This is a genomic window from Halobacillus campisalis (assembly GCF_030345335.1).
GTDB lineage: Bacteria > Bacillota > Bacilli > Bacillales > Halobacillaceae > Halobacillus_A > Halobacillus_A campisalis.
In genome coordinates, this window is sequence record NZ_JAPVRC010000001.1 from 270225 (window position 1) to 297105 (window position 26881).

Annotated in this window: 25 protein-coding genes; 6 read left to right on the forward strand and 19 right to left on the reverse strand. The window is 39.6% G+C overall.

Annotated elements, in window-relative coordinates; genetic code table 11:
* Positions 1-7 precede the first annotated feature (7 nt).
* The 3 genes from O2Q26_RS01295 to O2Q26_RS01305 all read right to left on the reverse strand — a co-directional run bounded on the left by O2Q26_RS01295 (position 8) and on the right by O2Q26_RS01305 (position 1638).
* Positions 8-223 carry a hypothetical protein gene (locus O2Q26_RS01295; protein ID WP_289214227.1) on the reverse strand — a complete coding sequence of 72 codons (216 nt, stop codon included), beginning with the start codon at positions 221-223 and terminating at the stop codon, positions 8-10.
* 43 nt (positions 224-266) lie between these two features.
* Positions 267-389: a hypothetical protein gene (locus O2Q26_RS01300; RefSeq protein ID WP_289214228.1), complete on the reverse strand. Its 123-nt coding sequence runs from the start codon at positions 387-389 to the stop codon at positions 267-269.
* A 178-nt stretch (positions 390-567) separates the two neighbouring features.
* The gene (locus O2Q26_RS01305; protein ID WP_289214229.1) at positions 568-1638 is read right to left on the reverse strand and encodes a glycosyltransferase family 2 protein; all 1071 of its coding nucleotides are present in this window, start codon (positions 1636-1638) and stop codon (positions 568-570) included.
* Positions 1639-1857: 219 nt separating this feature from the next.
* On the opposite strand from O2Q26_RS01305, the gene O2Q26_RS01310 reads away from it, so the two are divergent.
* Positions 1858-2763 (forward strand): alpha/beta hydrolase, encoded by a 906-nt coding sequence (locus O2Q26_RS01310; protein ID WP_289214230.1) that lies wholly within the window; start codon positions 1858-1860, stop codon positions 2761-2763.
* Between the two features lie 950 nt (positions 2764-3713).
* Here the strand turns inward: O2Q26_RS01310 and O2Q26_RS01315 are convergent.
* The 4 genes from O2Q26_RS01315 to O2Q26_RS01330 all read right to left on the reverse strand — a co-directional run bounded on the left by O2Q26_RS01315 (position 3714) and on the right by O2Q26_RS01330 (position 8457).
* Positions 3714-4817: an NADH:flavin oxidoreductase gene (locus tag O2Q26_RS01315; protein ID WP_289214231.1), complete on the reverse strand. Its 1104-nt coding sequence runs from the start codon at positions 4815-4817 to the stop codon at positions 3714-3716.
* Between the two features lie 191 nt (positions 4818-5008).
* On the reverse strand, positions 5009-6475 hold the full coding sequence (locus tag O2Q26_RS01320; protein WP_289214232.1) for a protein adenylyltransferase SelO: 1467 nt from the start codon (positions 6473-6475) through the stop codon (positions 5009-5011).
* A 262-nt stretch (positions 6476-6737) separates the two neighbouring features.
* Positions 6738-7487 (reverse strand): hypothetical protein, encoded by a 750-nt coding sequence (locus O2Q26_RS01325; RefSeq protein WP_289214233.1) that lies wholly within the window; start codon positions 7485-7487, stop codon positions 6738-6740.
* A gap of 157 nt (positions 7488-7644) precedes the next feature.
* Positions 7645-8457 (reverse strand): hypothetical protein, encoded by an 813-nt coding sequence (locus O2Q26_RS01330; RefSeq protein ID WP_289214234.1) that lies wholly within the window; start codon positions 8455-8457, stop codon positions 7645-7647.
* 167 nt (positions 8458-8624) lie between these two features.
* On the opposite strand from O2Q26_RS01330, the gene O2Q26_RS01335 reads away from it, so the two are divergent.
* Positions 8625-9203 carry a DNA-3-methyladenine glycosylase gene (locus O2Q26_RS01335; RefSeq protein WP_289214235.1) on the forward strand — a complete coding sequence of 193 codons (579 nt, stop codon included), beginning with the start codon at positions 8625-8627 and terminating at the stop codon, positions 9201-9203.
* A 926-nt stretch (positions 9204-10129) separates the two neighbouring features.
* Positions 10130-11035, forward strand: coding sequence for a homoserine O-acetyltransferase MetA (gene metA / locus O2Q26_RS01340; RefSeq protein WP_289214236.1), 906 nt, complete (start codon positions 10130-10132; stop codon positions 11033-11035).
* Between the two features lie 144 nt (positions 11036-11179).
* On the opposite strand, the gene O2Q26_RS01345 is transcribed toward metA, so the two are convergent.
* Entirely contained in the window at positions 11180-11623 is a 444-nt protein-coding gene (locus tag O2Q26_RS01345; RefSeq protein ID WP_289214237.1) for a cell wall hydrolase, read from the reverse strand.
* Positions 11624-11849: 226 nt separating this feature from the next.
* Here O2Q26_RS01345 and O2Q26_RS01350 point away from each other — a divergent pair, with 226 nt between their 5' ends.
* Positions 11850-12275: a DUF6376 family protein gene (locus O2Q26_RS01350; RefSeq protein WP_289214238.1), complete on the forward strand. Its 426-nt coding sequence runs from the start codon at positions 11850-11852 to the stop codon at positions 12273-12275.
* 167 nt (positions 12276-12442) lie between these two features.
* The gene (locus tag O2Q26_RS01355; protein WP_289214239.1) at positions 12443-13003 is read left to right on the forward strand and encodes a C40 family peptidase; all 561 of its coding nucleotides are present in this window, start codon (positions 12443-12445) and stop codon (positions 13001-13003) included.
* A gap of 18 nt (positions 13004-13021) precedes the next feature.
* On the opposite strand, the gene O2Q26_RS01360 is transcribed toward O2Q26_RS01355, so the two are convergent.
* The 10 genes from O2Q26_RS01360 to O2Q26_RS01405 all read right to left on the reverse strand — a co-directional run bounded on the left by O2Q26_RS01360 (position 13022) and on the right by O2Q26_RS01405 (position 22026).
* Positions 13022-14263, reverse strand: a complete 1242-nt coding sequence (locus tag O2Q26_RS01360) for an MFS transporter (RefSeq protein ID WP_289214240.1) — start codon at positions 14261-14263, stop codon at positions 13022-13024.
* A gap of 119 nt (positions 14264-14382) precedes the next feature.
* A complete protein-coding gene (locus O2Q26_RS01365; protein ID WP_289214241.1) occupies positions 14383-15255 on the reverse strand; it encodes a CvfB family protein in 873 nt (290 codons plus the stop codon).
* A complete protein-coding gene (locus tag O2Q26_RS01370) occupies positions 15252-16277 on the reverse strand; it encodes an LLM class flavin-dependent oxidoreductase (protein WP_289214242.1) in 1026 nt (341 codons plus the stop codon). Before O2Q26_RS01370 ends, O2Q26_RS01365 begins: the two co-directional genes overlap by 4 nt.
* Positions 16278-16302: 25 nt before the next feature.
* Positions 16303-16683 (reverse strand): helix-turn-helix domain-containing protein, encoded by a 381-nt coding sequence (locus tag O2Q26_RS01375; protein WP_253934757.1) that lies wholly within the window; start codon positions 16681-16683, stop codon positions 16303-16305.
* A gap of 123 nt (positions 16684-16806) precedes the next feature.
* Positions 16807-17319, reverse strand: coding sequence for a P-loop NTPase family protein (locus O2Q26_RS01380; RefSeq protein ID WP_289214243.1), 513 nt, complete (start codon positions 17317-17319; stop codon positions 16807-16809).
* A 176-nt stretch (positions 17320-17495) separates the two neighbouring features.
* Positions 17496-18326 (reverse strand): 3D domain-containing protein, encoded by an 831-nt coding sequence (locus O2Q26_RS01385; protein ID WP_289214244.1) that lies wholly within the window; start codon positions 18324-18326, stop codon positions 17496-17498.
* 659 nt (positions 18327-18985) lie between these two features.
* Positions 18986-20596, reverse strand: coding sequence for an ABC-F family ATP-binding cassette domain-containing protein (locus O2Q26_RS01390; protein WP_289214245.1), 1611 nt, complete (start codon positions 20594-20596; stop codon positions 18986-18988).
* Between the two features lie 208 nt (positions 20597-20804).
* Positions 20805-21014, reverse strand: a complete 210-nt coding sequence (locus tag O2Q26_RS01395) for a cold-shock protein (RefSeq protein WP_253934753.1) — start codon at positions 21012-21014, stop codon at positions 20805-20807.
* 79 nt (positions 21015-21093) lie between these two features.
* Positions 21094-21294 (reverse strand): cold-shock protein, encoded by a 201-nt coding sequence (locus O2Q26_RS01400; RefSeq protein ID WP_188375937.1) that lies wholly within the window; start codon positions 21292-21294, stop codon positions 21094-21096.
* A 240-nt stretch (positions 21295-21534) separates the two neighbouring features.
* Entirely contained in the window at positions 21535-22026 is a 492-nt protein-coding gene (locus O2Q26_RS01405; protein ID WP_390216423.1) for a superoxide dismutase family protein, read from the reverse strand.
* A 126-nt stretch (positions 22027-22152) separates the two neighbouring features.
* Here O2Q26_RS01405 and O2Q26_RS01410 point away from each other — a divergent pair, with 126 nt between their 5' ends.
* A complete protein-coding gene (locus tag O2Q26_RS01410; RefSeq protein ID WP_289214246.1) occupies positions 22153-22860 on the forward strand; it encodes a SurA N-terminal domain-containing protein in 708 nt (235 codons plus the stop codon).
* A gap of 344 nt (positions 22861-23204) precedes the next feature.
* Here O2Q26_RS01410 and O2Q26_RS01415 read toward each other — a convergent pair whose 3' ends face one another.
* Complete coding sequence (locus O2Q26_RS01415) at positions 23205-26822, reverse strand: dynamin family protein (RefSeq protein WP_289214247.1); 3618 nt, start codon at positions 26820-26822, stop codon at positions 23205-23207.
* Between the last annotated feature and the right edge of the window lie 59 nt (positions 26823-26881).

Genomic DNA, 26881 nt, shown 5'->3' on the forward strand with positions numbered 1-26881 from the left:
AACCTGTTTATTTATGATTCTTTTTCAATGTTGGACGATTTTTGAAAGTAACAGCTAAAAATAAAGCGATAAGGACAAATGAAAAGAATGCTAGTAATTGAGCAGCGATAGAATCGTTGCTAATGATTATTGTCATATCTATAATTAATAATCCCACCATAATGAATTGAAAAATTACTAAAGTTAAGCGCTTATTATTTTTCATCGAATCTTCTTTGATCATCTAACTCTCCCTTGTTAAATAAACAGTTAAAGAGATAAATTCCTCACAACCATTTATTCTTCTGTTTTTCTTTATCAAATAGATGATAAAAACTGATTTCAAAGATGAGGAAAGCAACAATAAGGTTTCCTGTGATTAATGAATATCTGATATACTTCGCGCTCATCTAACTCCCTCCCTTATCCATTTTTAACGTTTCGTCACCGCTATTATCTGCTGAATTTCTAGCTTTCTTACATTAAATGATAAAATCATCATAGTCCTCCATTTTCATCTGCCTTGTAACAACGTCGTCCAACTTCCATTAAAATAGTTTAGAGTCCAACAACATAGCAATAAGCCCTTTACTTCTTTCCCGCTATATTTCGTCCTTTCCAAGACGACTGTTTAAACAAAAAAGTTTTAAGAAGGGAATAAACAAAGAGCAATACAAAAAAGAGAAAATGAAGCGGAAAAAGCAATGCATCATATACATTGAAATTTCCCATCTCCTTTAAAGTCCGGTACAGCCAAAACGATAAAACCACATAACCGGCAGCGCTCCACCATCCTATATTGGGGATATTGATTAGAAAAGATACAACGGCTGTAATCCATAAAACAGCTGCAACTGTCATCCAGGGTGAGGCGGTTTTTGCCCCTGATGCAAAGCTTTTAGACCAGCCTTCTATCACAGCCCTGAGATTAGCTTCATACATCCTCATGTTCAGAACATCTTTGCCGCTGAACGCAAAGGTCTTCACCCCTTTCCTTTCAGCTCGCCTGGCCAGTGCGAGATGCTCTACTATTTCACTCCGTATTGCATAATGCCCCTGTAAATGCCAGTAGGTATCTGAATCAATGAGTAAGCAGGGGCCAAATCCACCTTGTGTGCCTGCTTTGTTTTTCAAAATAGACGTCGTGCCCGAGGAGGCGAAAACGACCATATGAAACACTGCAGAGAGCTTTTCCCAAAAGGATTGCATGTAGTGATAAGGATGAACCGTAACTAATGTGTCTTTACCTTTTGATTCTAAGTAATTTATCATTCTTTCTGAACCATTTGGTGAAAGCCATGTATCAGCGTCGAGGAATATTAATTTCCTCCCCTTAGCTTCCTTCGCCCCATTATAGCAAGCCCATGATTTTCCTATCCACCCTTCTGGTAAAGGAGGGTTACTAATAACTTTCGCCCCATACTCAACAGCTGTTTCCCGTGTGCGGTCATCTGATTCATCATCCACTACTATGACTTCTCTAAGACTGCTTTCAGTTGTGAGTATAGATGGAAGTAACTTCTTCAAGTTCTTTTCTTCATTACGAGCAGGGATAATTATTGAATAAGATCTTGTCGTTTTTTTGTTGATTTCAGGTAAAGATATCTTCTGCCAAAACAGCAAGACCGTAACTGCGACAGCTATAACCATGATCCACATTTCATTCACCTCTTGCTTTACAGTATAGTGATCCAATTATAAATAGAGTTAAGAGAGAGTCTTCTCAGAGCCTAACCATATGAATCTGGTTCGGAATGGTATTTTTCATGTACCCTTTTTAATATTTTGTTAGTCAGGATATTATAGCCCAATGTTTATGCAAGCCGATTAATTTACGGATCAATCGGGTACACACAGGTAAAAAAAAGGTGGCAGTCCATGTTTACCCATATTGGTGCAAAATTACTACGAACGTTACCCAACGAGGAAAAAAAATCATCAATGGTTACTACACAGTCAGTAGAAGAAATAAAAGAAGTATTAATAGAAACAACAGTGAAGCCGACGCTTGTCACTATTTATTATCCGAAGACAGCAGGGCGCAGAAAACTCCCGGTATACATTAACTTACATGGGGGCGCATTTATCATAAATTCTAAAGAAATGGATGATCCCTATTGCCGCCACATCGCTAATCAAGCAGGGTGTGCAGTTATTAATATTGATTATGCGAAAGCGCCTGAATATCCTTTTCCCAATGCCGTTGAGCAGAGTTATGAAATCTTGCAATGGATTAAAGAAAACGCTGATTATTTGAACGTTCAAGCTGAACAGGTAGCAGTCGGAGGACAAAGTTCCGGCGCTAATATCGCTGCAGCCCTTTGCCTACTACTTAAGGAACGTCATGAACCTCAGCCTTTGCTTCAGGTACTATCCTGCCCGATGCTGGATTTTGTCACGCCTCACGCCGACAAACCTGAGCCTGATCCTAGACGTGCAAAGTTCCCTCAGGCTGCTAATTTTCTTAACAAGTGCTATGTTCCACAACAAGAGCAAGCGACAGACCCACTCGCATCACCTGTACTAGCAGAAAATACAAACGGAATAGCCAATGCGTTGTTCATTGTAGCGGAACACGACGCCTTTAACCCGGAGGCGAAGGAGTACTCTCAAAAATTAATAGAATCAGGAGTCGAGGTTATATACGAACAGTTTGATGGATGTTATCATGCCTTCACTCATTTGGGGCCGGAGCATAAAGCAGAACAAGCCTGGTCATTGATTGAGCAGGAACTTACTAAGGTATTCAAATATGAAGAGATGCTGGAGACGAACAGTGGCTAATTTTATAATAAATTTGCTATGTTAAAGGTGGTTGTTGATATTGATAAGTGAGTGATTCAACAATATGGCAGGGTAGCGGAAGACTCGGTTTCGAGATAGCCTGGGTTCGTTGCCGTATTGAGAGTGAGGGGTTGTCGGGAAGCTACTCGCTTTCCTGTGGGGGAAGTGGCAAGCTTCCTCGGGCTTGCAGCCCTGTGGGATCTCGCCTACATCCTTCTCCCACGGGAGTCTCGCAGCTTCCCAACCACCCCGTACGATATGGAATGAACGAACCCCCTGGCACTGGAGAAGTCTTCTGATCTCTCATCTTAGCTGCGTATTCCGGCTATAGAGCTTAGCGACTAACAAGACTGGCAAGTCAACATCGAGTCATTTTGTTCTGGTTTCTTTTATCTCCGACAGCTCAGTCCATTCCATATACATTCTTTTGAAATGGATTACAATTAATCTTATCCAAGAAGACAAAAGCGATTAAACGCCTGTGACATGGCCTATTTAAGAATAAACATTTAGCCATGAAAAGATCAATTTGTTGCAATGGGGTATTGAAAATGGGGCGACTTGTCGTTGCCACTCGAAAAGATCTGTACTACACTCAAAACACTGTCTCAGATGTTTCCGTGAACCTGACAAACTTAAAGGAGGTCCGGGAAATTGCGAGACTCCTGTGGGAAAAGAGTGCTTGGTGAGACCCCGCAGGACGGGACTTCCAAGGAGGCTCACCGCGCTCCCACGGAAAGCGAGTGATTTCCCGGACCTCCAAACGCTGTCAAACGTAACGGAAACAGCCCTAACATCTTGAAACTGAGTGTTCCACTAAAGAGAGATTATATGAATATCAACACGGGACTTTAACAAAGCCAATAAATTAAGAATGGCGTTTATCTTTTAAAAGATAAACGCCATTCTGAGTATTCTTCCCTGCCGTCTTTAGAGAAAGCTTCCGGGTTTTAATATAATTTTTGAAGAGCTTCTTTATTAAAAGGCAGTAAGTCATCCGCTCTTCCGTCATGGACTTTCTTAACCCATTCAGGATCCATCAACAGTGAACGTCCGATAGCGACCAGGTCGAATTCTTCATTATCCAGTTTCTTAATCAATCCATCCAGGCTAGTCGTATTGGCTCCCGAAAAGCTTGTGAATTCGCCGTCGAGTCCAACTGAGCCTACAGAAATAACGGGTTTTCCCGTCAGCTTCTTAGTCCAGCCAGCTAAATTCAGTTCTGAACCTTCAAACTCCGGTTCCCAGAAACGGCGTGTAGAGCAGTGAAAGATATCAACACCTGCTTCAACAAGCGGCTGCAGCAAACGGTTTAATTCATCCGAGTTATGAGCAAGTTTAGCTTGGAAATCATTCATTTTCCACTGGGAGAAACGGAAAATAATTGGAAATTCCGGTCCTACTTCCCGTCTGCAAGCTTCAACGATTTCAACAGCAAATTGTGTTCTTCCTGCAAGGTCGCCGCCATAACGATCTGTTCTATGGTTTGTATTTTCCCATAGGAATTGATCAATCAAATAACCGTGGGCACCGTGAATCTCTATCCCGTCAAAACCTAAACGTTTAGCATCAGCAGCGGCTTGTGCGTAAGCGTCTACCAATGCCACTACCTCTTCTTCAGTCATAGGTTCTGTTACTTTTTCACCATCGAGCGTCAATCCCGACGGGCCGACCGGCGAAGCTTCTTCATTTGGCAGATCGCCCTCGCTGCGAGTCATTCCAACGTGCCACAGCTGAGGAACAATTTTTCCACCAGCCTGATGCACTTGTTTTACGACCTCTGCCCATCCTTCCAGAGATTTCTCTCCATGGAATAATGGAATACTGTCACCTGATACCGAACTCGGATGGTTGATTCCAGTTCCTTCAGTAACTATCAAACCAACTTCATTTTCAGCTCGACGACGGTAATAGGCGGCTACGTCTTCACCAGGCACCCCTCCAGGTGAAAATCCGCGTGTCATTGGTGCCATAACTGTACGATTGGATAAGCTTAATTTCTCACTATTAAAAGATTTAAATATTGGTTCAGTAGAAATATTAGTTTGTGTCAATATACTTCCTCCTTTATCGATATCACAAATTGTATTATTTCAGAATCCGAAATAAATGAAAAGAATTCTGTTTTTGAAAAGTAATTAAAAACTAGCTGACGACAGGAATATCTTTGTGCTTCCCACGAAAAAAGCGCCGAATTTAATTTCGGCGCTTTTTTCGTGTTATTCATACCATTTTCCAGGTGGCATTACGTTCCACAATAAGTTCTATAAGGCCCGCATGATTCTTCAGGCATTACAGCATATTCTTCCTGCTCAGGAGAATACGCGTAAGGGTTAGATAGGACTTGGAGCAGGGAGTTCATGACTTGATAATCTTCGTTTTCAACCGCGGCTTCAAGTGCCTCTTCAACTCTGTGATTGCGAGGTATAACGGCCGGATTAGATTTCTTCATTAATAAAAGCGAGGAATCTTTTGATTCTTCCTGCCTTTCAAGTCTAGCCTGCCATTGCTCATACCAATGAGTAAATTCTGTCGAACCATACATAGGTGTCTCCTCTGGCTTCTCAAGCGTTAAAGCACGGAAAGAGTTAGTAAAGTCAGCCTCATGCTTTTCTAATATGCTTAGAAAGTCTTCAATCAAAGGCTTATCCTGCTCTTCAGCATTATGCATTCCAAGTTTCTGTCTCATCCCGGTCAGCCAATGGGTGTAGAATAATTTTTCGAATTTAGCGAGCGCTTCCTGCGCTATTTCAACAGCACGATCCTGATCTTCATGAAATAACGGCAGAAGCGATTCAGCAAAACGAGCGAGGTTCCACTGGGCAATCGGCGGCTGATTCTGATAAGCATACCTTCCCTGCACATCAATGGAACTGAACACCGTTTTCGGGTTGTATTCGTCCATAAACGCGCAAGGTCCATAATCGATCGTCTCCCCGCTGATTGTCATATTATCCGTGTTCATTACTCCGTGAATGAAGCCGACGAGCTGCCAATTGGCAATCAGTAAGGCCTGGCGTTCCATCACCTTTTCAAATAGTTCGAGGTATTTGTTGTTGCTATCCTTCAATTCTGGATAGTGACGATTTATAGCATAATCAGCCAGCGTAACAAGGTCTTCTTCACTACCCCACTGCGCAGCATATTCAAACGTTCCTATCCGTAAATGACTGGAAGCTACACGGGTCAGGATCGCCCCTGGAAGTTCAGTTTCACGCAGGACAGACTGCCCGCTTCCCATAACAGAAAGGCTTCGGTTTGTAGGAATATGAAGCCCATGCATGGCTTCACTAATGATATATTCTCTAAGCATCGGGCCTAGACTCGCCCGCCCGTCCCCTCGACGTGAAAAAGGTGTTCTTCCCGCTCCTTTAAGCTGTATGTCATAACGCTTCCCTGAAGGCGTCGTCTGTTCACCGATCAGCACCGCCCGGCCATCTCCTAACATAGTGAACTGGCCAAACTGATGGCCTGCGTATGCCTGAGATATAGGAAGAGCCCCATCTGGAATCACGTTGCCAGAAAGAACACCTGCCTCTTCTCCCCATTTCAGTTTATCTGCGTCAAGACCTAAGGACTCAGCCAAAGAAGAATTAAATACGACCAACTCCGGAGAAGCTACAGGGGTGGGTTCAGTCTTCTTGAAAAAGATGTCGGGCAAACGGGCATAACTGTTGTCAAAATTCCAACCTATCGTTTTACTCTGTATCATAATATCTCCTTTAATCGTTTTGTCCTTCTACTCTTTTGTATTTACAACAAAACGTATGATTATTCTTTCTGTTTATCTTATTGTAATTATTTCAAATCCATTTACTGAACTCAACTATTTAAGCGGACGATATAGATTAAGAAGTTAAGATTTTCTTTTCCATTCATTTCAGAAATTTCATTGACTATTATTCGATTTTATACCTTTTTAAACTGAACATCACTTTGTTTACTCCATTATTATAATCTTCTTTGACTGAAAATCAGGTAAAGAAATATGTCATTTTAAAATAGTCCATTAATGGTACTTTCCTGCCTTCTCTATGCCATTGATGATATTGATTAAATATTTCCATAATCTCATCATTTGCACGTACCTCTACTAAATGCTTCACCGCGAGAAAGCTGCGCCAGTAATCAAACATAATACTTGTTAAATTACCCTGATAGGATTCTTGTCCGAATTCATCCAATGAATGAGCGCCATATTTATGCTTGAATATTTCTATTAATTCTGTCTCTACGTTTGTGATTTCGCTAAATTCTTTTTCATCTAACATATTTTTTCTTGAAATATAATCACACATTCCTTCTTCAAACCAAATACTATCTTCTCTTTCCTCATCGAATTCATCTACAAATAAATCTGAGTGATGAGTTAATTCGTGGCCAAGTATGCTCAATATATGATTTTTCGACAAATTCTTATAAAAACTTTCTATTCTAGTGTGATGATGACCTTCTAATTGCTGTAGAAATAAATTTCTCCACTGTGTTAACTCAGGAGAAAAGTAGATTAAATCCTTATTCGTAAAAGCGGGGACAGGGATTTGAGAAAAAACAGTCGTAGCTAGTTCTTCCGAAGTCCAAACTATAGCTTTAGGTTTATCATTCAAGGTATATTTCTCTTCCAACAATATTTGGTAATTATTTAATTTTTCATAAAAATTTTCTATGGCAGCTTGATTCTTCTCATAGTCTTTTTTATTTTCGAAAGCAAATATCTGTTTCATTTTCTGACCACCTGCTAATTGGTATAGTTAGTAACTTATTTCGGAGTTTCAGAAAAGTTTTTACCACACTTTTTGATCGTGGGAGTCACTCCTAAAGGGTGATTGGCAAAACCCATTTACAAACTTAAGGTAAGAACTCTGGAGTGAACTTCCCTTTTTATTTTCGATTGCTTCTTTCAAGAAATAAATAACCAATCAAAGCCAGTAACAGTTTCTTCTCTTTTAAAGTAATTGCATTGGAAATTTCCACAATGTCGTTATCTGTGTCACGGAATATTTTTGTATACTCATGAGGAAATCTGCCATTGTAGAAATAAGCCCAGCGTCGGTTTGCATGGTCTTTTAATGTAAAATCCCCAGAAGTACCTGAAACTTTAACAGGAAGTATGGATTGGTCGTTTTCATCTTTGAGCTCCCCTTTTATGTGAAACAAGCCTTTAAATTCTTCTTGTTGATAAACTCCAAGAACTTCATCTTTTTGGTCATACACGGTTATCGAACTTTTTTTGAAGCCTTTTCGTTCAAACGTAAATAACGTATTCCCGTCACTTGAAACGAAGGATGTCTTGAAAGGGAACAAGGTTAATAAGGATGATTTAAAAACCGCTATTGGGAAAAGCCATTTTGGGAGTTGGGCTGGTTGGTATTTGCCAATTAATTCGCCGCTGTTTTCAAATGCAAGTAAACGGGTAATGGCAGATGAATCTTGTTTAAGTACAATATGGTCAAGATCTATTATGGGTTTTTTCGAATGGGGTATAGATAAGTCTTTTACCTTGTTATAATGGTTTCGACTAGAAACTGCTATAAATATGATCAATAATACTGGCCCAAGGAAAAATAATGTTTCCAGCCATTCACTTCGGTTAGCGGGTATATTCCAAGTTATGTATCCACCGAATACGAGTAAGATAATCGTTAAATAAATATAAGCGAGCTTTTCTCTGCGTTTATACATTTCAGCTATCATAGATGCACCTCCATAAATATAACCTCTCTAGTCTTACGCAGCAGTCACGTATTTCGTTTCATGGAATTTCTCTTTTAGGTTGTAGAAATGCTCTATAAAAATAAATCAAAATAGTTTTCAAAAGCTTTACAGCAGGAATATTCGCCACTAGAAAGGTGTTGACGAAAATGGACATACTACATAAGGATTTCTACACTCAGCCCACATTAGACTTGGCTCGCTCTCTATTAGGGTGTCAATTAATTAAAGAAACAGATGAAGGAACTGCTTCAGGATATATAGTTGAAACAGAAGCTTATATGGGACCCAGGGATCGAGCTGCTCACAGTTTCAATAATCTCAGAACGAAGCGGACAGAAGTCATGTTCGGACCAGCAGGATATGTCTACACATATGTTATGCATACCCACTGTCTAGTAAATGTAGTGAGTGGCTATACAGGTGATCCGGAGGCGGTGTTGATTCGGGCTGTCGAGCCTGTAACAGGGGTTGATTTGATGTATAAGCGTAGAGGGGATAAAAAAGAAAAAGACCTCACGAATGGACCCGGAAAGCTGACAAAGGCCCTAGGCATAATTAAAGACGATTATGGAGGTTCTCTGGATACTCCTCCATTGTATATTACGAGTGGCTATCAACCTGATAATATTTCTCAAGGTGAAAGGATAGGAATCGGTAACTCTGGAGAAGCCAGAACTTATCCGTGGCGCTTCTGGGTAACAGGAAATAAGTTCGTTTCGAGGTGATAAACCGATGGGTGTATACATGCGACTGATCCTTTAGGCAGCACCGTAAATGGAAAGGTTTAACTTGGAAGAACAGCAACTGCTGTCTCGGAAAGAGACACTGCTGCGCAAGACGACAACCATACTCCATCTGAATAACAGCAGTCAGCTCCTTAAATTTAGAGATAGGCTGCTGTTATTTTTGAATAGTCCTCTATGGATAGCTGGTTTCCCGAAATTAAGAAGTTGATAAGCCTCTATAGTGACGTCATGTGTCACACATGTATCCGCTGCAGTTTCCTTACAAAATTTTATACAAGGTTAATGATAAGTAAAATTATATAGGGGCTAATGAAAAGTAAAGTACTTAACAGAATGAACGTTCGATTACTCATAACAAGCGCCAGCAAACCCGAAAAAAACCCACAAACAAACGTTAAAATAATGGTGTAGATGATACCATAATTCATAGTCAAATAAACGTATGAATGCAGTCCAACTATAAAAATAAGTCAATAGATGATATATGGCATTTTTTCTTTCATGTCAGCATCTCTCCCCTTTTTTTTATTTAATAAAGTCTCTTCGATTACTGATAGAACGTTTTCGTCTTGGTAAAGTTTCATGAACGTGAATTAAAGAGACGGTTTTTGAAAGCTTTAAGGTATCTCTGTTGAATTTTTTTGTCATGAAGCGAGTAGCAGAAACTAAATATTGAAGTCTTTAAGAGTTTAAAAGTGGTTTAGTTAATCAGACGTCTTAACCATATGTAATCCGAACAGACTGGCGAGAATTTTTCTCTTCAGCCTCATTAAATCCAGACTGAAAATCTCCATAGAATTAACGGTCTGATGATAAATGAAACCCAATATCCTTTATCCCGTTGCACCGTTAAATTTACCTCTCTATAATGGAACTAGTAACTTTTTCTAAGGAGGAATAGTGATTTGCCTATTAAGATTCCTAAAAATCTGCCAGCCGGAGATATTTTAGCTAACGAAAAAATTTTCATTATGGACGAACAGCAGGCTGTCACCCAGGATATTCGTCCTTTAAAAATATTAGTGTTAAATCTAATGCCTGAAAAACAACGTACAGAAACGCAGCTGTTGAGACTTTTGAGTAACTCACCGCTGCAGGTGAATGTGGAATTTCTTCATACAGCAAGTTATGCATCTAAAAATGTAAGCAAATCTCACCTGGACCAATTTTATAAAAGTTTTCAACAAATCAAAGATCTTCGATACGACGGGATGATTATTACTGGGGCACCTGTAGAACAGCTTCAATATGAGCAGGTCGCTTACTGGAATGAGCTTACAGAGATTATGGAATGGTCAAAAACCAACGTAACTTCGGTGATGCATATTTGCTGGGGAGCTCAGGCGGCTCTTTATTACCATTATGGTATCGACAAGTATCATCTGCCTCAAAAAAGCACAGGAGTGTTCAACCACCATTTGGTTCATGCTGAAGTAGAACTGGTCAGAGGGTGTGATGATGAATTTTTAGCCCCCCATTCTCGTTATACGAGTGTCCCAGAGAAAGAAATACAAGATCATGAGGATTTGATACTCGTATCAAGTTCAGAGCATGCCGGCCCATTTACGATCGTTTCAAAAGACCGAAAGCATGTGATGATCACAGGACACTTGGAATATGATGCAGCTACTCTGGGCCTCGAGTATCACAGAGACATTGAAAAAGGACTTGATCCGAATATTCCGACTGATTATTTTCCCGCTGACGATCCAGAACAAAAACCAGCGAATAGGTGGCGCTCGCACGCCTATCTTATGTTTTCTAACTGGCTCAATTATTACGTTTACCAGCAGACTCCATACTCATGGTAATATGTATAAGTAACACGATTTAAAGCTGTATTAAAGTCATTGTGTGCTTCTAAAACCAAAACTAAGAAGATGACCATGCAGAAGTCATCTTCTTAAGCTTGTGATAAATGATATTAGTAAATAACTCCAGTGCTGCTAGCAGGATTACCCTCCAATATATACACTGGCACATGTGTCTGCAGCTGGTTCATAATAACAATGGTTCTTAAATTGACCGGAAAAAGGTTGACCGTACCACGTAGGAGGGCATGCAGCATATGGGTTGAAATACCAAAGAGCATATTTGGCCGGGTGTTCCCTCCAGAAATTTAAATTCTGTCTTGCTAATCTCTTTTCAACGGACCTTGCTCTGTTATAAAAAAGATTCCCCTTTTGTACAGCTTCAAAAGAATAATTGCCTCCTTGCACTTGAAAAATGACTTGCCGAATTGTCCTCACATCTCTGAAATCTAAGCAATCTGCTTTAGCGCGATTTACAATTACGTTCCCGACGTATAACATTCCTTGCTTTCCTTCACCTTCGGCTTCCGCTCTCATCATTCTGGCCATTAAGGCGACATCTGAATCTGTATATTTTACTCTCGGCATATTTTCACCCCAAAAATATTGTATGAAAAAAGCCCGCTTTAATGTCATAAATTTATAAATAAAGCGCTATGTTCTTAAATACAAATAAAATATATCAGCTAGCTGTTCTCATGCTGATTGGGTTCCAAAGAACGTATTACAGGAATGAATGTTCAAATAAAAGAGCCTAGACTTACATGATATAATAAGAAGCGTTGGAATATGATTGATAGAAGGAGAATTATCTTTGAGGAAAACAAAAATTGCACTTTTTATGGTTCTCACAGTTATACTGAGCAGCTGCTCAATGCTTGAAGGAATTAATAATACTTTAAATTACGCCAATGAAGTAAGCACTTTTGTAAATGAGGTTCCTGTACTCGCTGAACAAGCAACAACGGACGAGCAGGCGGCAAAAGACTTAGAACAACGGCTCGAAGATATGAAACAAGATATAAAAGAATTTAATGATCTGGAAGAGCCATCAGTCGGAGCAGACCTCCATCAGCAAGTGGTGGATCGCAACAATCAAGCCCTAGAAGGAATAGATGTATATTTAAACAATATGGAAAACGGAAAACTGGATTCTTCTGTCATTGAAGATACAGAAATATTTCAAACCTTACGTGACATTAGCAATACGATTGATCAAATTAAAAAATTGGGCGGTTAAGCTATGCTTTGAGGCACTCTTTTATAAGGGTGTCTTTTAATTTATTTAGTTGCTGACTATCAACTCAACCTTTATTTCAAACTGCTTTTTCTTATATTATTGTATTTCCTTTTAAAATCTTCTAAGATAGGAGCATAACGTCAATTAACCAGCAAGGATGTTTGATTATGGGGAAAAATAAATCTATTATCATTGGCTTACTTACAGGGTTATGCGTTTTCTTCGTTCGTCCCAAAAAAGTTATCGCGCCAGTGATACAGAGCGATAAAGAATGTTACCCTGATACTTCTATAAAAATTCAACCTGGAGATTTACTGTTTTCCCCGATTGGAAAAAGCGAATCGAAATATGTTGGACACGTAGGGATGATTAACAATAACCTTCAAGTCGTCCATTCTGTACCTGCAGGCCTTGTGAAAGATCCAGTCGTGGAATATTACAGTAAATTTCGGGGGATACGGGTGTATGGCCCTAACAATCCGTCTCTTGGTGTAAAAGCCGCTCATCATCTTGAGCTTTTGTTTACTAAGTATCCTGAAGCGTATTATCGGGTTCTTACTCCTCTTAATGACATAGATGAGGAACAATACTGTACTAAGATGGTCTGGCAAGCTTATTATCATGGTGCTGGAGTGAACTTGAGCAACCTTAAAGGCCAGGCGAAAGCGATCCACCCCGCCCTGTTAAAAGACAAGAGAATCATGCATGAAAAAGGATCCACTTTGTGATTAAGTGGATCCTTTTTCTTATACCGGTACTTCTTCCGTTTTATTAGATTTATCTGTTTTAATTAAACGCATAGCCAGCAGCAATAATATAATCCCTACTCCACCTGCAGCTACATAGCTGATATTCAAATAATTTTTCATAACCATGGACATAACGGGAGGGCCGAGCGCTACGCCTATAAACCTTGAGGAACTGTAAAATGAGGTGATCGTACCTCTCTCTTCTTTTTCTATACCTTCCGTAATCATCGCGTCTAAAGTAGGTAGAATAGCTCCTATTGCAATACCTAAAAGAGAAGTGACAACAAGAAGCCATAACAATTTCTCACTGATGAATCCCACAAACACAACGGAAGAAGAAGCCAGTATTAAGCTGAATATGACAACTTTCTTCATAGTTGAGATGTCGCCTTTGATCATTTTCCCTGTCATGAATGAGGAGACACATAAGCCAAACAATGGAATAGCTAATACAAATCCCTTTTTCACACCAAATAAATCATGCACTTTTTCAAATATATCTGAAAGGAAGAACAATACACCAAATAATATGAGCATTAAATATATACCGATTACAAAAACCGTGTAAAGCCACTTGCCTTCTTTTTTAAAAATATCCTTCGTTTTATGGATGAATTGTTTGAACTGGGGTGGATCTTCTTTCTTTTTAGGTACTTTAATAAATAAAATGACGAGTACAATTGAAATCAAGCTGAAAAAAGATATCGAAAAAAACGGTAGAAACCACAAGAAAGCAGCAAATGCGGCACCTAATATCGGACTCAAAACTTTGCCGAATGTATTGGAGGTTTCAATGATGCCTAAACAGCTGCTCGTTTTTTCATCGTCGTCTTTATAAAGATCTCCGACTAACGGCAAGATGATCGGAGTCGCACCTGCAGCTCCGACTCCTTGTAGAACACGTCCAATGACAATCCACGTAAAGGGATCGTTCATTTTCCAAGAGGCAAACCCGGCTATAATCCCTCCAATTAAGGCTAAGATCAAGCTGGGAAGGATAACGATTTTTCTTCCGAACCGATCAGATAAATAGCCAGCGACCGGGATTAGGAATATGGCAGCCAGAGAATAACTGGTTATAATCATACTGGATTGAAAAGAAGTGATCCCTACTTTCTTTTCAAATATGGGAAGCACGGGAATCAGCATCGAATTCCCTAACGTCATTACTAGAGGGATGGATGCCATACTTACGAGACACCATCTGCTAACTTTTTGTTCTTTCTCCTCGTCAGCCATTATTTACACCTCATTCAAATTTCTATCTGAATTTAATGTGCGAATAAGAGCTGATTATTATGCAGGGTTGCTTCAAATAAAAATCCCGGCTGTTTTAAAGGCAGCCGGGTGATGAATACTTATTCTTCCTGGTGATTGATTATCGTTTTTCCGTCTTGCTGAATAATTTTTCTTTCTTTCAACAATTTCCCAAGTGCTCGTTTGAACGCGGCTTTGCTTATGTGAAAAGTATCACGAATTTCATCGGGACTGCTCTTATCAGTTAAATTCATTACTCCATCATTGTCTTTAAGGAACTGATAGACTTGCTCAGCGTCATCTCCCATCACTTCCTGCTTCAAAGGTCGAAGAGAGATATTAATCGTTCCGTCATCTTTTACATCAATGACACGACCTTCGATAGTTTCTCCAAGTCGCGGCTCTGTTTTCCTTTCAAATGGGTGAATGAATCCGCGGTAGCCTTCTCCAGTCAATACAAAAGATCCCGCTTTCGTCGAACGATAAACTCTTCCGATAACTGTCTCATTCAAAAGTGACGCAGGAGCTTGTTCCAGATCTTCTATTACTTCCCCTTCTGATATAGGCTCCGCAAAAACCCTGTCTTTTTTATCTTTTTCAAGGCTGACGAACAGCCAATCCCCTTCTTCCGGCCAAACTTCCTTTAGAAGAGGCAGATGATCTTTAGACACTAAGAAAGCTTTATCTACTCCTATATTGACGAAAACACCTAGGTTAGGTACAACCTCCTCTACTTCTGCCCAGCCATAAGAGTCAAGAGTGACTTCAGGAATAACTGTTGTAGCGATGATTTCTTTTTCCCGGTTCTTATAAATAAATGCTGATACAGTCTGGCCGATCTCGGTGATTTCTTCATGTATTTGATCAGCTGGTAAAGGGTAATCAGTTTCCCCGTCACTTAACATGAATCCATCAGCCGTCTTTTTAGATATTTGTAAGGTTTGTATAGTTCCAATCTTGCTTGAGTTTATCATATTTTCCCTGCTCTCTTTGTTGGTTTTACTTTATTCGCATATTCCGCGATCAACCGGTAAGATTCTTTTTTTGCTTCAAAATCAAAAATATTAGTGATCAGCAAAAACTCGTCTGTCCCGTAAGCTTCACTTAATTCTTCAAGCTGAGCATATACTTTTTCCGGACTGCCGATGATGCATCTCTTCCTATTGTTTTTAATTTTTTCACGTTCTTTTTCAGTAAACGGAGAGGATTTCACCTCTGTTATTGAAGGTACTGTAGTATCCAATCCTTTTTCAACTTGCAGAAGCCACTTATCCTGGCTCAACGCCAGTTCTTCGGCTTGCTCATCCGTGCTTGCGCATATGACGAATACACATGCGTTTACCTTTGGTGCAGCGAGGCTTTTAGACGGCTTGAATTTATCTTTGTACGTAGTGATTGATTCAACAGCATTGTCTGGATTAATGAAATGGCCGAACGTAAATCCCGTACCGTTAACCGCAGCATGTTTCGCCCCCCGTTCTGTAAGCCCTAAAATCCACATTTCTGGATTATACTCCGTTTTAGGTTTAGCAGCTACACCGTAGTATGGGTGGTCTTTTGGAATTTCACCAAGCAAAAATTGCTGAACTTCTTTGACTTGTCTCGAAAAAGAGCTTAAAGGCTTGTCATACCCATCTGTCAGCGCGGCTCTCGTCTTTTTGCCGCCGCCAGGTGACCTGCCTACACCTAGATCGATTCGATGAGGGAACAGTGCTTGCAGAACTTTAAAGTTCTCGGCAACCTTTAAAGGGCTGTATTGTGGCAGCAGTACCCCTCCAGAGCCTACTCGTATGGACGTTGTCACAGAAGCAATTCTACCCACAAGGATTTCTGGAGAACTGCCAGCCAGGCCATTCGTGTTATGATGCTCTGCGACCCAGTATCTATAGTAACCTAGCTTTTCGGTATATTTCGCTAAAGATAATGAATTCATAAGGGCGGTCTCTGCAGAGTCTCCTTTTGATATGGGGCTTTGATCTAAAACACTTAAGATCATAAGTACAGGATCCTTCCTTTTCGAACTATTTGTAAACATCTTTCATAATTTGGTTGAGTATCTTCAGCTGTTCTTCAAATAAAATCTTATACCGCTTCTTAAGAACGTCAAATTCTTCTTTTCCCTGGTCAGTGAGGTAGTACCAATACACTTTTTGACGTTTCTTTTCATGTGATTTATAATCTTCTTTTCGATAGAGTAACCCTTCTTCAGTCATCTCATGCAGGGTATCAAGCAATGTTGATGGTGCAGGTATCCAATTTTTTGTAAGCTTGTGGAACTCGGCTTTGAAATGTTCACTGATTAAAGGTTCACTTACTTGAAGCAAATGCATAATATAAAATTTTGTAAATTGAGCAGCACTCATGTTCAATGCAAATCTTTTCGGATTATTTTTATGAGACATATCATCCACTCCCTGCTTTTCTTTTATTTTACAATAAAGGGGAGTGGTTTTGTCTAATAATAAGTACGTTTGTTCGGTTTTAATGATTGGTTTTAAAATTGGTCTCGGAGTTGCTACTAAGTTTTAAGTGCAAGCGTTTTGGCGTAAGAATTTTTTTACAGCTTTTTTTGATGGTAAAATGACAATTTGAGCGTGGTTTGCTTGTTCTAAAGCGGACGACATGACATGGTTTCTTTTTTTGGTGGGATAGTTCCAAACATATTTAATGAATTCTAACGACATTCTCTCCGAACAGCCTGGTCCCATATCTTCTCTTGACTTGCCTTTGTTCAAAAGCCAGCGCTTCAAAATTCTCCATAAGCACAAATAGCGATTCAAATCCAGCATGATCACAGTATCAGCCAGAGCAAGCCTCTCATCCCATACCCCACTGTAATTCCCTTCAATAATCCAGGATGGTTTATCTAAGTGCACTTTTTGTTTAGCTGCAAGCTCTGCCTGGGTGGACATGATCCAGCCAGGCTTCCAAAACAAACGATCCATATGTACGACTTCAATGTGGTGACAACCACCTAATTGTTTGGCCAGTGTTGATTTTCCAGAACCCGCAGAACCGAGAATAACTACTCTATTCAATTTAAGACTCCTTTACCACCATAGTTGCTTCTATGTCAGTTTAGCAATATTCAACAAATTCCGAAAGAATTATCTATTTTATGAAGCTGTATCCCATGGCTGTAGTCTATTTTCTGACACTAAAAAAGCCCACTATTGTGGGGGCAATAGTGGGCTTTTTATTATAAGCTTTTTAATTATTCAGCTAGAACTTGTACAGTAACGTTTTGTCTACCGAAGTCTAATGCATCGCCTCGGTCTTGCATATAAAGGTCTACGCGGTTACCATTGATAGCTCCGCCAGTGTCACCAGCGATAGCAGTTCCGTATCCTTCCACATACACTTTAGATCCTAGTGGGATGACATCAGGGTCTACTGCGATAACTTTTTGATCAGGATTGTTATTCAAGTCAATACCTGTCGCAGTTACACCAGAGCAACCTACGCAATTAGCAGTATAAGCAGTAGCTTCAGCTTCTACTTCTTTAATTACATCGTTACTAGTGTCTTGTTCACTGGAATCATTGCTGGATTCTTCAGCTGGTGCAGATTCTTCTTTTGGTTCAGAAGCTTCTTCTTCAGCTGGTGCTTCTTTTTCTTCTTTAGGCTCAGAAGCTTCTTCTTTTGGAGCAGGAGCTTCTGATTTAGATTCACCAGAAACTGAAAGCTTATCGCCAGGGTAAATCATGTTGCTTGAAAGATCGTTCCACCCTTTCAAGTCATCGACACTTACTCCATATTCTTTAGAAATTCCGTAAAGAGTGTCGCCAGATTCAACTGTATAGCTGCTCTCAGATTTCACTTCTGATTTCTTCTCGCCAGAAACAGAAAGAGTTTGATTAGGGAAGATTAAATTTGAATCAAGATTATTAAGATCTTTCAGGCTGTTTACAGATACACCTTTTTCTTGTGAAATGCTCCAAAGTGTATCACCTTTGTTTACGTTATAATCTTCTGCACTTACGCCCGTTGCGAATGCACCTGTTAATGCTGCTGTTGCTACTAATGAGAAAGCTGTTTTTTTCATGTGTTGAGTCCTCCTATATATTTCATAAAGTTATTTATTAATAGTTTTGTTTTAACCACAATTACAACAATAACAGAATATCTATAGAATTTAAGAACAAACAGCTAACAGTTTCTTTGCAACTATGACGCTTTAATTGCAATGAGTTTACAAAATAGGCACATATGACTATTTTTCAACAAAAAACACCCGTTTTTTGTTTCATATGTCGTATCCTGCGTAATTTTTTATTGGTTGCAATGGTAAATATTAAATGATTTTATAGATTTCTATCAATTAAACCAGGCCTTTTTATTAATAAATGGTTCAGAAATATAACAGCAAAACTAATAAAAAACTACTTATTTAATAGGTTCAGTAGCAAAAGCGTATATCATGCTAAAACTTCCTAAATTTATCTATACCTCAATGTTACTTATGTAAGAAGTTAATTCAAAAAAGCTTCACTTAGCTGTTTTGTAATAAAAGTCTTCGTTAAAAATGACGTACTTTCCTAAGGATGGTGATAATTCTTACCAAGCACTGCCTCCTGGCCACCCACCATTAACCCCAGTAGGTTTCTCGCCTGGCTGGTAGGATAGAGCATTACAATGCAAAAAAATCGAGTATAAAACCTTTATGGTTTCATACTCGATTTCTCTTGTATTCATATTGGCTGATTAGATGGAAACCTGCTTTTGAACTTCTGGATCATTCAAGTATTCATCATAAGACATTTCTTTATCTACTATGCCGTTTGGTGTGAATTCGATGATACGGTTAGCAATCGTCTGGATGAATTCATGGTCATGTGAAGCGAAAATGATAGAACCTTTAAAATTAATCAATCCTTTATTTAATGATGTGATTGATTCTAAGTCCAAATGGTTCGTCGGTTCATCCAGTAAGAGTACGTTAGCGCCTGAGAGCATCATCTTAGACAGCATACCACGTACTTTCTCTCCTCCTGATAGTACATCAGGTCTTTTCAGAGCTTCTTCCCCAGAGAACAACATTCTTCCTAAGAAACTTCTTAGGAACGTTTCTGTCTGATCCTCCGGTGAATATTGGCGCAGCCATTCCACCAGATTGATGTCAGAGCGGTCGAAGAATTTTGAGTTATCTTTCGGGAAATAACTTTGTGAAGTAGTTACGCCCCACTTAAACGTTCCTTCATCCGGTTCCATTTCGCCCATAAGAATTTGAAACAGTGTAGTCTTTGCAACTTCATGGCTTCCTACAAGCGCAATTTTGTCATCTTTATTCATTGTGAAACTGACATTATTGAGTACTTTAACTCCGTCGATCGTTTTTGATAAATTCTTGACAGTCAACAAGTCGTTTCCTATTTCGCGGTCTGCTTTAAACGCAATATAAGGATATTTCCTTGAAGACGGCTGAATATCATCTAACGTTATTTTATCCAACAGTTTCTTTCTGGAGGTCGCTTGTTTGGATTTAGAAGCGTTGGCACTGAAACGAGCAACGAATTCTTTTAAATCTTTAATTTTTTCTTCTTTTTTCTTGTTCTGCTCACTAGCCATTCGTTGAGCTAACTGACTGGATTCATACCAGAAATCATAGTTACCCACGTAAACCTGAATTTTACCGAAGTCTAAGTCAGCAATGTGAGTACAAACATTATTCAAGAAGTGTCGATCGTGGGAAACAACAATAACCGTGTTTTCGAAATCGATCAGGAAGTCTTCCAGCCACTGGATTGCTTTAATATCCAGATGGTTGGTCGGCTCATCTAGTAGTAACACATCAGGACTGCCAAAAAGAGCTTGAGCAAGCAAGACTTTCACTTTATCCGATCCGGCTATTTCAGTCATCTTTTTATCATGAAGATCATCGGTAACGCCTAGTCCTGTCAGAAGCCTGGCCGCCTCTGATTCAGCTTCCCAGCCGTTCATTTCAGCGAATTCACCTTCTAGTTCAGCAGCTCTCATGCCATCTTCTTCTGTGAAATCGCCTTTCATATAGATAGCATCTTTTTCCTGCATGACTTCATATAATCTAGTGTGACCCATAATGACCGTCTCAAGAACTTGATACTCATCATATTCGAATTGGTTCTGTTTCAATACGGCAAGTCTTTGGTCGTTCTTTAGGGAAACATCCCCTGTCTGCGGTTCAATTTCCCCGCTTAATACTTTAAGAAAAGTAGACTTACCAGCACCGTTTGCCCCGATGAGTCCGTAGCAATTACCTGGCGTGAATTTTATATTGACGTCTTCAAATAGCTTCTGATCTCCGAAGCGAAGACTGACGTCCGTTACGTTTAACATTTGAAATCCTCCCGTACATAAGTGTTTAGCATTCAAATTATATCATTCATTACGTTACTAGAATAGGCTTTTGTATTATAATCAGCCTGTAGAATAAAAAAAGACTTCTTATGGGAAGAAGTCGGTAATGATTAACCCTCTATTTATCTTCTGCCCTATACTTCCGCGAGAAACCGGCACCTAAAAAAAGAACCCGTAAAGGGCTCTTTTATTTCTGTTTATAGTATAAACTGTTGTTATCTACTACTTGCATAACTTTGCTTTCAGTTTCCATTTCACTGCCGCAAATAGGACAAATAGCTTCTTCCTCTGTGCGGAAATTATCTCGCATCCAACAGTTACAATCTTCAGATTTACACACCCAAATTTTTGTTTCTTCTTCAACTATTTCAGCCTGGTTCTTTTTACCAAATGCCATCGTATTGAAACCTCCTTTGGACATGTCCAGTTTATGTAAAAGAGACTGACTTACATGGAGTCAGTCTCTTTTATATTTCTTATAATTTAGTTACATTAGCAGCCTGTGGTCCGCGATCGCCTTCTGTAATTTCAAATTCTACACTTTGACCTTCTTCAAGAGATTTGAATCCTTCTTCTTGAATAGCGCTGAAGTGTACGAATACATCGTCTCCACCTTCAACTTCAATAAATCCAAATCCTTTTTCTGCGTTAAACCATTTTACTGTACCAGTTTTCATAAAAATGGGTCCTCCAATATTTCTAAAAATTAATATGTGTTCCATGCATCATGAAAAAAATCACATATTACAAAAAGTACCAAACAGAATTGATAACCCTTTATAATAAGTGATTTAGGAGTTATGCATGGGTTGGTGCCTTTCATATACATATATTAATATACACGATTTCACTACATGTGTCAAGAAGTTGTAAGAAATACCCCAACTTCATACGCTAAGAGTCCTTAGCGTATTCCATTAATTCCATTCTATTACTCCGCAAGCTATTCTAAGTCCTGAATTACCTGTAGGCTGTGTTTGGTAGTCATCAGGACCTTGATGGATGATGACAGATTTGCCAATGATCTCATCAACTGTAAATCGATCAGTAAAAAAGAGCATTCTCGCCCTTCCGCTGTTAGAAAATAATACAGGGAAATCCCCGGCATGATTTCCGTGTGGCTGGTCATCCGGGTTCCAATGCCCGCCAGCTGATTCAAAGGGCATTTCGCCATTTCCTACATCACAAACTCCCTTCTCATGTATATGGAATCCGTGAGGACCTATCTGTGTGCCGTTCTTTTTTTCAAAAGAAGGAAGGCCTTCTACTTGGACAATCACCTCTACACCATATGGCTGCTGAACAAAATTCATCATTCCTTTAAGTTTCGGAGCTAACGGGCTGGCATGGAACTCTACCGTCGCCGATTGACCATACATATTTCTAGGATAGTACAAGACTGGATCCATCTTCATCCCCCTCCCTGTACCTTCATTTTATGTAAAATATGTGGAAATATAACCATTCAGTTTTACTTGAGATATAGGGGTATGCTACACTCCGATTATTGATTGAACAGGAAAAGGAGAGATCTTATGAAAAATAAATGGATAGCAATATGGATTTCCATCATAGCTCTGATAGTACTTGCTGCCTGTTCCAGTGAAGATGATAGCAGTGAAGGTGAAAATAACGAATCTGATCCTCAAACTGAACAGTCCTCGTCTGAAGAGAATGACGATAGCGGGCCAGTGGCAACTGTAAATGGAGAAGAACTTTCAAGAGAAGATTTCAACACCCAATACAATGGTGCCAAACAGCAGTATGAGCAAATGGGTATGGATGTAGAAGGCCAGCAGGAACAAATTGAGCAAAGCGTAATTGAAGAAATGATCGGTCTCGAATTATTATCACAAGAAGCTGAAGCTGAAGGACACGAGGTTTCACCAGACGAGGTAGACGAACGCTACGAAGAATTCTCATCACAATTCGAAAGTGAAGAAGCTCAGCAAGAAGCATACGAAGCGAACGACCTCGATGAAGAAACAGTAAGAGAAGAACTCAAGCGCAGCTTAGTCATTAATAAATATGTCGAAGAAAATACAGAAGAAGTTGAAGTGACTGACGAAGAAATCGAAGAACAATACGAAGTGATCAGCGAAGAGCAAGGTGAAGATGCTCCTAGTCTTGAAGAATCTAGAGATCAAATCGAGCAGCAGCTTATTACTTCGAAAGAAAATGAACAAATTACTAAGTTAATTGATGAACTGCGTGAAGAGGCTGATGTGGAAGTGCTTATCTAATCATTTAAGTTGATCATCGGAAATGTGCTTATTAACATTTAGACTTATAGTAATGAAAAAACCTTCCTCAATGAGGAAGGTTTTTTCATTACACTTTCCAAACTTTTTTATTTTTATTAACTGCTCATACCTGTACGAAAAACGTCAGCTTCAAAACATCCTCATTTTCTGATTGTTATAGAGAGAACGACTTCTCCTATAGTACATCCTTTACCTTTTCACGGTATACTCAAAAACTATGAAAATTAGATGGTTTTTCATTAAAAAAGGTAGAAGCACACCTATTATTTTTAGGTGTCTTCTACCTTTTTACTGTTTATAAATGACTCGATAGACAGTTCAATTTATACAAGACTTTTAATGGTTTCATGACGACGTTTCAAATCAGTAATGTCCACTTTGTTCTCCAGGCTGTACATTTGCCTGTCAAAAGCCGCTTCAATTTCGTTGGACCATTGGTCAAATGCTTCTTGCGCCTTTATGTTCATAAGCTCTGCGAAATGATTCACTAAAAGGTGATTCTTATCATTAATAGCTTCGCGTAATGGTTGAGACATGAGGTCAGCCATTTGATCTTTCACCTTTTCTTTTTCATTATTTTCAAAAAAGGACTGAGTACCCTTGAACAATTTAGCTGGTTTTGCAAATTGCTCATAGGAAATTGAAATCGTTTGGTTTATCGTGATCGCTTCTGTCCGGCCAAATTCAAAAGGCTGCAGCTCTATCGAAGGTTTAATGAGTTTGAGCTGTGACGTCAATTCTTTCTTCATTTGGTCTATTCTTTCTTTAGCGAAGGATTCCATTCTGATAGCTACTGCTCTAATCTCCTGATTCATTTCATACTCTACCTCTGCGAGCAATTCTTTAGAAGCGAAACGTAACCGTTCTCTTGCTTCAGCTTTATCTCCTTTTACAACAGCAGGATTAATATGGTTCTTGAAATAATCGTTAAAATTGAGCATCAATCTTTCATGAACATAATGAAGCTGTTTATTTATCTTTTGTTGGAGGGCTTCGTGTTCTCTTTCGGTCACGCGACATGGTAAAACATTTATAGACCTTTGCTTTTCTTCTTTCAGCTGATTCAATTGTTCATCTTTCTGCTGTTCGTCCAAGGAAGCATTTCGTATAAATGATTCAAGGGTTCTTTCAGCTTCTTCGATATCGTGATGAATCGAATAATAGAGCATTTCTGAGAGCTCTTCTTCTAAGAAACGATTAAACCTCGTTTCAAAATGTTCTAAACCGGAGTGGACTGGGTTTACTTCCTTTTGTTTTTCTTTCAGTCCTTCAAGACTAGACAAAGAAAATATTCTCGGGTTGCGGATTTTGAATTGCTGTAGTTGACCTTGAAGGTATTCTTCAACGAGTTGCTTTTCTTCTTCGGAATCCGCTAAGTCGGCCGCATTGATGATGAAGAACATTTTATCCATCGAGAATGCATCCTTAACTCTCCCAAGCTGAGTTAAGAAAGATTGATCCGCCTTAGAAAAGGGATGGTTGTAATATGTGACAAAAAGAATGGCATCTGCATTTTTTATATATTCAAATGAAACATTCGTATGTCTTGCATTAACGGAATCCGCTCCTGGCGTATCTACAAGACTGATTCCTTTTCTCGTCCACTCACAATCATAGTAGATTTCTGCCCACTCGATGAAGCAGGAAATTTTCTCGTCTGAGACGTAAGAGGATAAGTCTTCCCACGCAATTGTCATACGTTCCCCTTTGTCTCCTTTCATTCGAGGGTAACCGGCGATAAAAGCTTGTAGAAAAGCTCTTTTTTTATGATCTAACTGATTCAAGAATTTCTCATCAAAAGCTGCAACACGTTCATACGCATCATCGAGAGTTGAAGGCAAGCTCTGTTCTGAGGCGTGCGTCACATCTTCCAGCAGTTCTTCTTCAGACTTCACCTTTACGACCACTGTTCGGTGAGGATGCTTTTCAGTAGGGGGGACAATTTTATTGATAGCAGCCGTCGTCGGATGAGGAGAAACGGGCAGCACGCGGTCTCCCAGTACAGCATTTGCAAAGGACGATTTCCCAGCACTGAACGCGCCGAAAAGAGCAATCGTGTATTCTCTGTGCAGCAACCTTTCCTTTTTATCAATCAGTTGTGTTCGTAAACCTTCTAAACCAGGAACATCCTGTATCGTTTCAACAGCCCGGTCTATTGAGGGAGAAATTTCCTCTTTTGGTGAACTTCCTGCTTGTGAGGAAGGCGATCCCTCTTCTTCCTTTGTTATCGCCGCTGAATTTGCTTCAGCCAGCTCTAATTCGGCCGGTTGTTTCTCTGCAATCTTCTCGTTCTTTTTTTCTATCGTTACCAGCAGATTGTCAACTTCTTTTTTGGAAGGTTGGGACTGGTAAAGCGTCTCGTTTAACATTTCTTTGAATTGGTCAGTCTTTGACTCGATTTTTTCTACTTTTTCTAAAATTTCCTGTTTTTCTTCTTTCGATTCTAACAATGTGCGGTGGACGTTGTATTCCTCATAAGCGAGCTTCTTCAATACACCCTCGATCTCTTCCCACCACTCGTTCATTTCCGAAGTGAAATGCTTTTGGATGTCTTTTGAAAGCTGGTCGGTATACCGAAGTACATACTCCCCAGTGACTTCAGCCCCCGGCTCAATCAGCTCCTCCACACGTGCGGCCGGATAGTGGATATTAAGCTTTTGCGCCTGCTTTAGCAAGGAAGAATCAGTAATCTCTTGCGCATCTAAAAAAGAAGTTAAACGCTCTCTTAATGGCCAAAGCAAGTTCTTTTCAATAGTTTCTTGAAGTTCTTCTATAAATTTATCATGACGAACCTTTTTTTCTTCCTCTGTTTTTTTCTTCGCAAACAACAGGCCTGCTTTGAAGCCTGATTGCTGAGACTCTAAGTATGTCCGTGCTCTTTCTCTCACATTACTTGGCATAAGGTATGCATTCGTGATGAATTTTTTAATACGATCCTGAAATTGCTTCTTAGCTGCAGAAACGCGATCTTCTTCGGTCACGACTGTGTAGTCTGATCCTTGCAGTCTTTCTTCTTCTTTCTGTATCGTCAGGTCGACTTCCTCCAGCCTATTTTCTAAATCCTCCAACTCGGTTGAATATCGACCGGCGATATATTGCTGGCTTTCATGAATAATCGCTTCGGCATGTAACAGTGCTTGTTCTTTAATGGGTTGTTTGGAGAACTTATGCTGAAAGTCTTCTTTTAATATGTCCAGATTACTATATTGGTGCTCTATATCTTTTAAAGAGGTATAATAAATCGACTCTGGCTCTATCCCCCATAAAGACAACGATTCGTGAACGCTTTGTTTGAAATCGTCAAAGGTAAGTTCATCTTCATTATGTTTGTCGACTTGGTTAATAATGATTGAAAATGGCGTTTGTCTTTTCTGCATTTCTAATAGGAAGTTCAAATTCACCTCAGACTGCACATGGTTATAGTCCATGACGTAATACATAAAATCCATGAGGTGCAAAGAAGATTCCGTAATCAGACGATCGGCATCATTCGTCGAATCTACCCCCGGAGTGTCCAGCAGTTTAACGTGGGAAGGGATGCCTGGCAGGGGACGACTTATTTCAATCGCCTCAATCGCCTCTCCGTCTTTACAAAGTTTTTTGATGGTCTCAAGCCCGATATCCCCTATGAACTTCTCAGGATCAGCTTTAGTATAATGGACCGTCGTAGAAGGATCGCCTGAGAATAGCTTCACTATATTTGCACTAGTAGGTATAGGACTAGAGGGTAAAATTTCAAATTCGGAGAGATGATTAATCATCGTCGATTTACCCGCAGAAAAATGACCGGCAAATCCGATCATCACTTCTTCATTTTTTAATTTCTCAATGATTTCTAATAACTTCTCTGCTAATGAAGGGTTGTGTTTATCAACTTCGCCATGCAGGGCAGCAATCTGAGCTAATACTGCGCTATGACTCTCTTTGGTGGATACAGACATCTTCAATTTCCCCTTTTGACTGACTCGTTCCTCTTTAGCCTATATTATATCAGAAAGCT

Excerpts from the sequence above, each read along its gene's own strand:
- O2Q26_RS01295 (WP_289214227.1), bottom strand. The coding sequence starts at position 223 with ATGATCAAAGAAGATTCGATGAAAAATAATAAGCGCTTAACTTTAGTA.
- O2Q26_RS01300 (WP_289214228.1), bottom strand. The coding sequence starts at position 389 with ATGAGCGCGAAGTATATCAGATATTCATTAATCACAGGAAACCTTATT.
- O2Q26_RS01305 (WP_289214229.1), bottom strand. The coding sequence starts at position 1,638 with ATGTGGATCATGGTTATAGCTGTCGCAGTTACGGTCTTGCTGTTTTGG.
- O2Q26_RS01310 (WP_289214230.1), top strand. The coding sequence starts at position 1,858 with ATGTTTACCCATATTGGTGCAAAATTACTACGAACGTTACCCAACGAG.
- O2Q26_RS01320 (WP_289214232.1), bottom strand. The coding sequence starts at position 6,475 with ATGATACAGAGTAAAACGATAGGTTGGAATTTTGACAACAGTTATGCC.
- O2Q26_RS01325 (WP_289214233.1), bottom strand. The coding sequence starts at position 7,487 with ATGAAACAGATATTTGCTTTCGAAAATAAAAAAGACTATGAGAAGAAT.
- O2Q26_RS01330 (WP_289214234.1), bottom strand. The coding sequence starts at position 8,457 with ATGATAGCTGAAATGTATAAACGCAGAGAAAAGCTCGCTTATATTTAT.
- O2Q26_RS01335 (WP_289214235.1), top strand. The coding sequence starts at position 8,625 with ATGGACATACTACATAAGGATTTCTACACTCAGCCCACATTAGACTTG.
- O2Q26_RS01345 (WP_289214237.1), bottom strand. The coding sequence starts at position 11,623 with ATGCCGAGAGTAAAATATACAGATTCAGATGTCGCCTTAATGGCCAGA.
- O2Q26_RS01355 (WP_289214239.1), top strand. The coding sequence starts at position 12,443 with ATGGGGAAAAATAAATCTATTATCATTGGCTTACTTACAGGGTTATGC.
- O2Q26_RS01360 (WP_289214240.1), bottom strand. The coding sequence starts at position 14,263 with ATGGCTGACGAGGAGAAAGAACAAAAAGTTAGCAGATGGTGTCTCGTA.
- O2Q26_RS01365 (WP_289214241.1), bottom strand. The coding sequence starts at position 15,255 with ATGATAAACTCAAGCAAGATTGGAACTATACAAACCTTACAAATATCT.
- O2Q26_RS01370 (WP_289214242.1), bottom strand. The coding sequence starts at position 16,277 with ATGATCTTAAGTGTTTTAGATCAAAGCCCCATATCAAAAGGAGACTCT.
- O2Q26_RS01375 (WP_253934757.1), bottom strand. The coding sequence starts at position 16,683 with ATGTCTCATAAAAATAATCCGAAAAGATTTGCATTGAACATGAGTGCT.
- O2Q26_RS01385 (WP_289214244.1), bottom strand. The coding sequence starts at position 18,326 with ATGAAAAAAACAGCTTTCTCATTAGTAGCAACAGCAGCATTAACAGGT.
- O2Q26_RS01390 (WP_289214245.1), bottom strand. The coding sequence starts at position 20,596 with ATGTTAAACGTAACGGACGTCAGTCTTCGCTTCGGAGATCAGAAGCTA.
- O2Q26_RS01395 (WP_253934753.1), bottom strand. The coding sequence starts at position 21,014 with ATGGCATTTGGTAAAAAGAACCAGGCTGAAATAGTTGAAGAAGAAACA.
- O2Q26_RS01400 (WP_188375937.1), bottom strand. The coding sequence starts at position 21,294 with ATGAAAACTGGTACAGTAAAATGGTTTAACGCAGAAAAAGGATTTGGA.
- O2Q26_RS01405 (WP_390216423.1), bottom strand. The coding sequence starts at position 22,026 with ATGGATCCAGTCTTGTACTATCCTAGAAATATGTATGGTCAATCGGCG.
- O2Q26_RS01410 (WP_289214246.1), top strand. The coding sequence starts at position 22,153 with ATGAAAAATAAATGGATAGCAATATGGATTTCCATCATAGCTCTGATA.
- O2Q26_RS01415 (WP_289214247.1), bottom strand. The coding sequence starts at position 26,822 with ATGTCTGTATCCACCAAAGAGAGTCATAGCGCAGTATTAGCTCAGATT.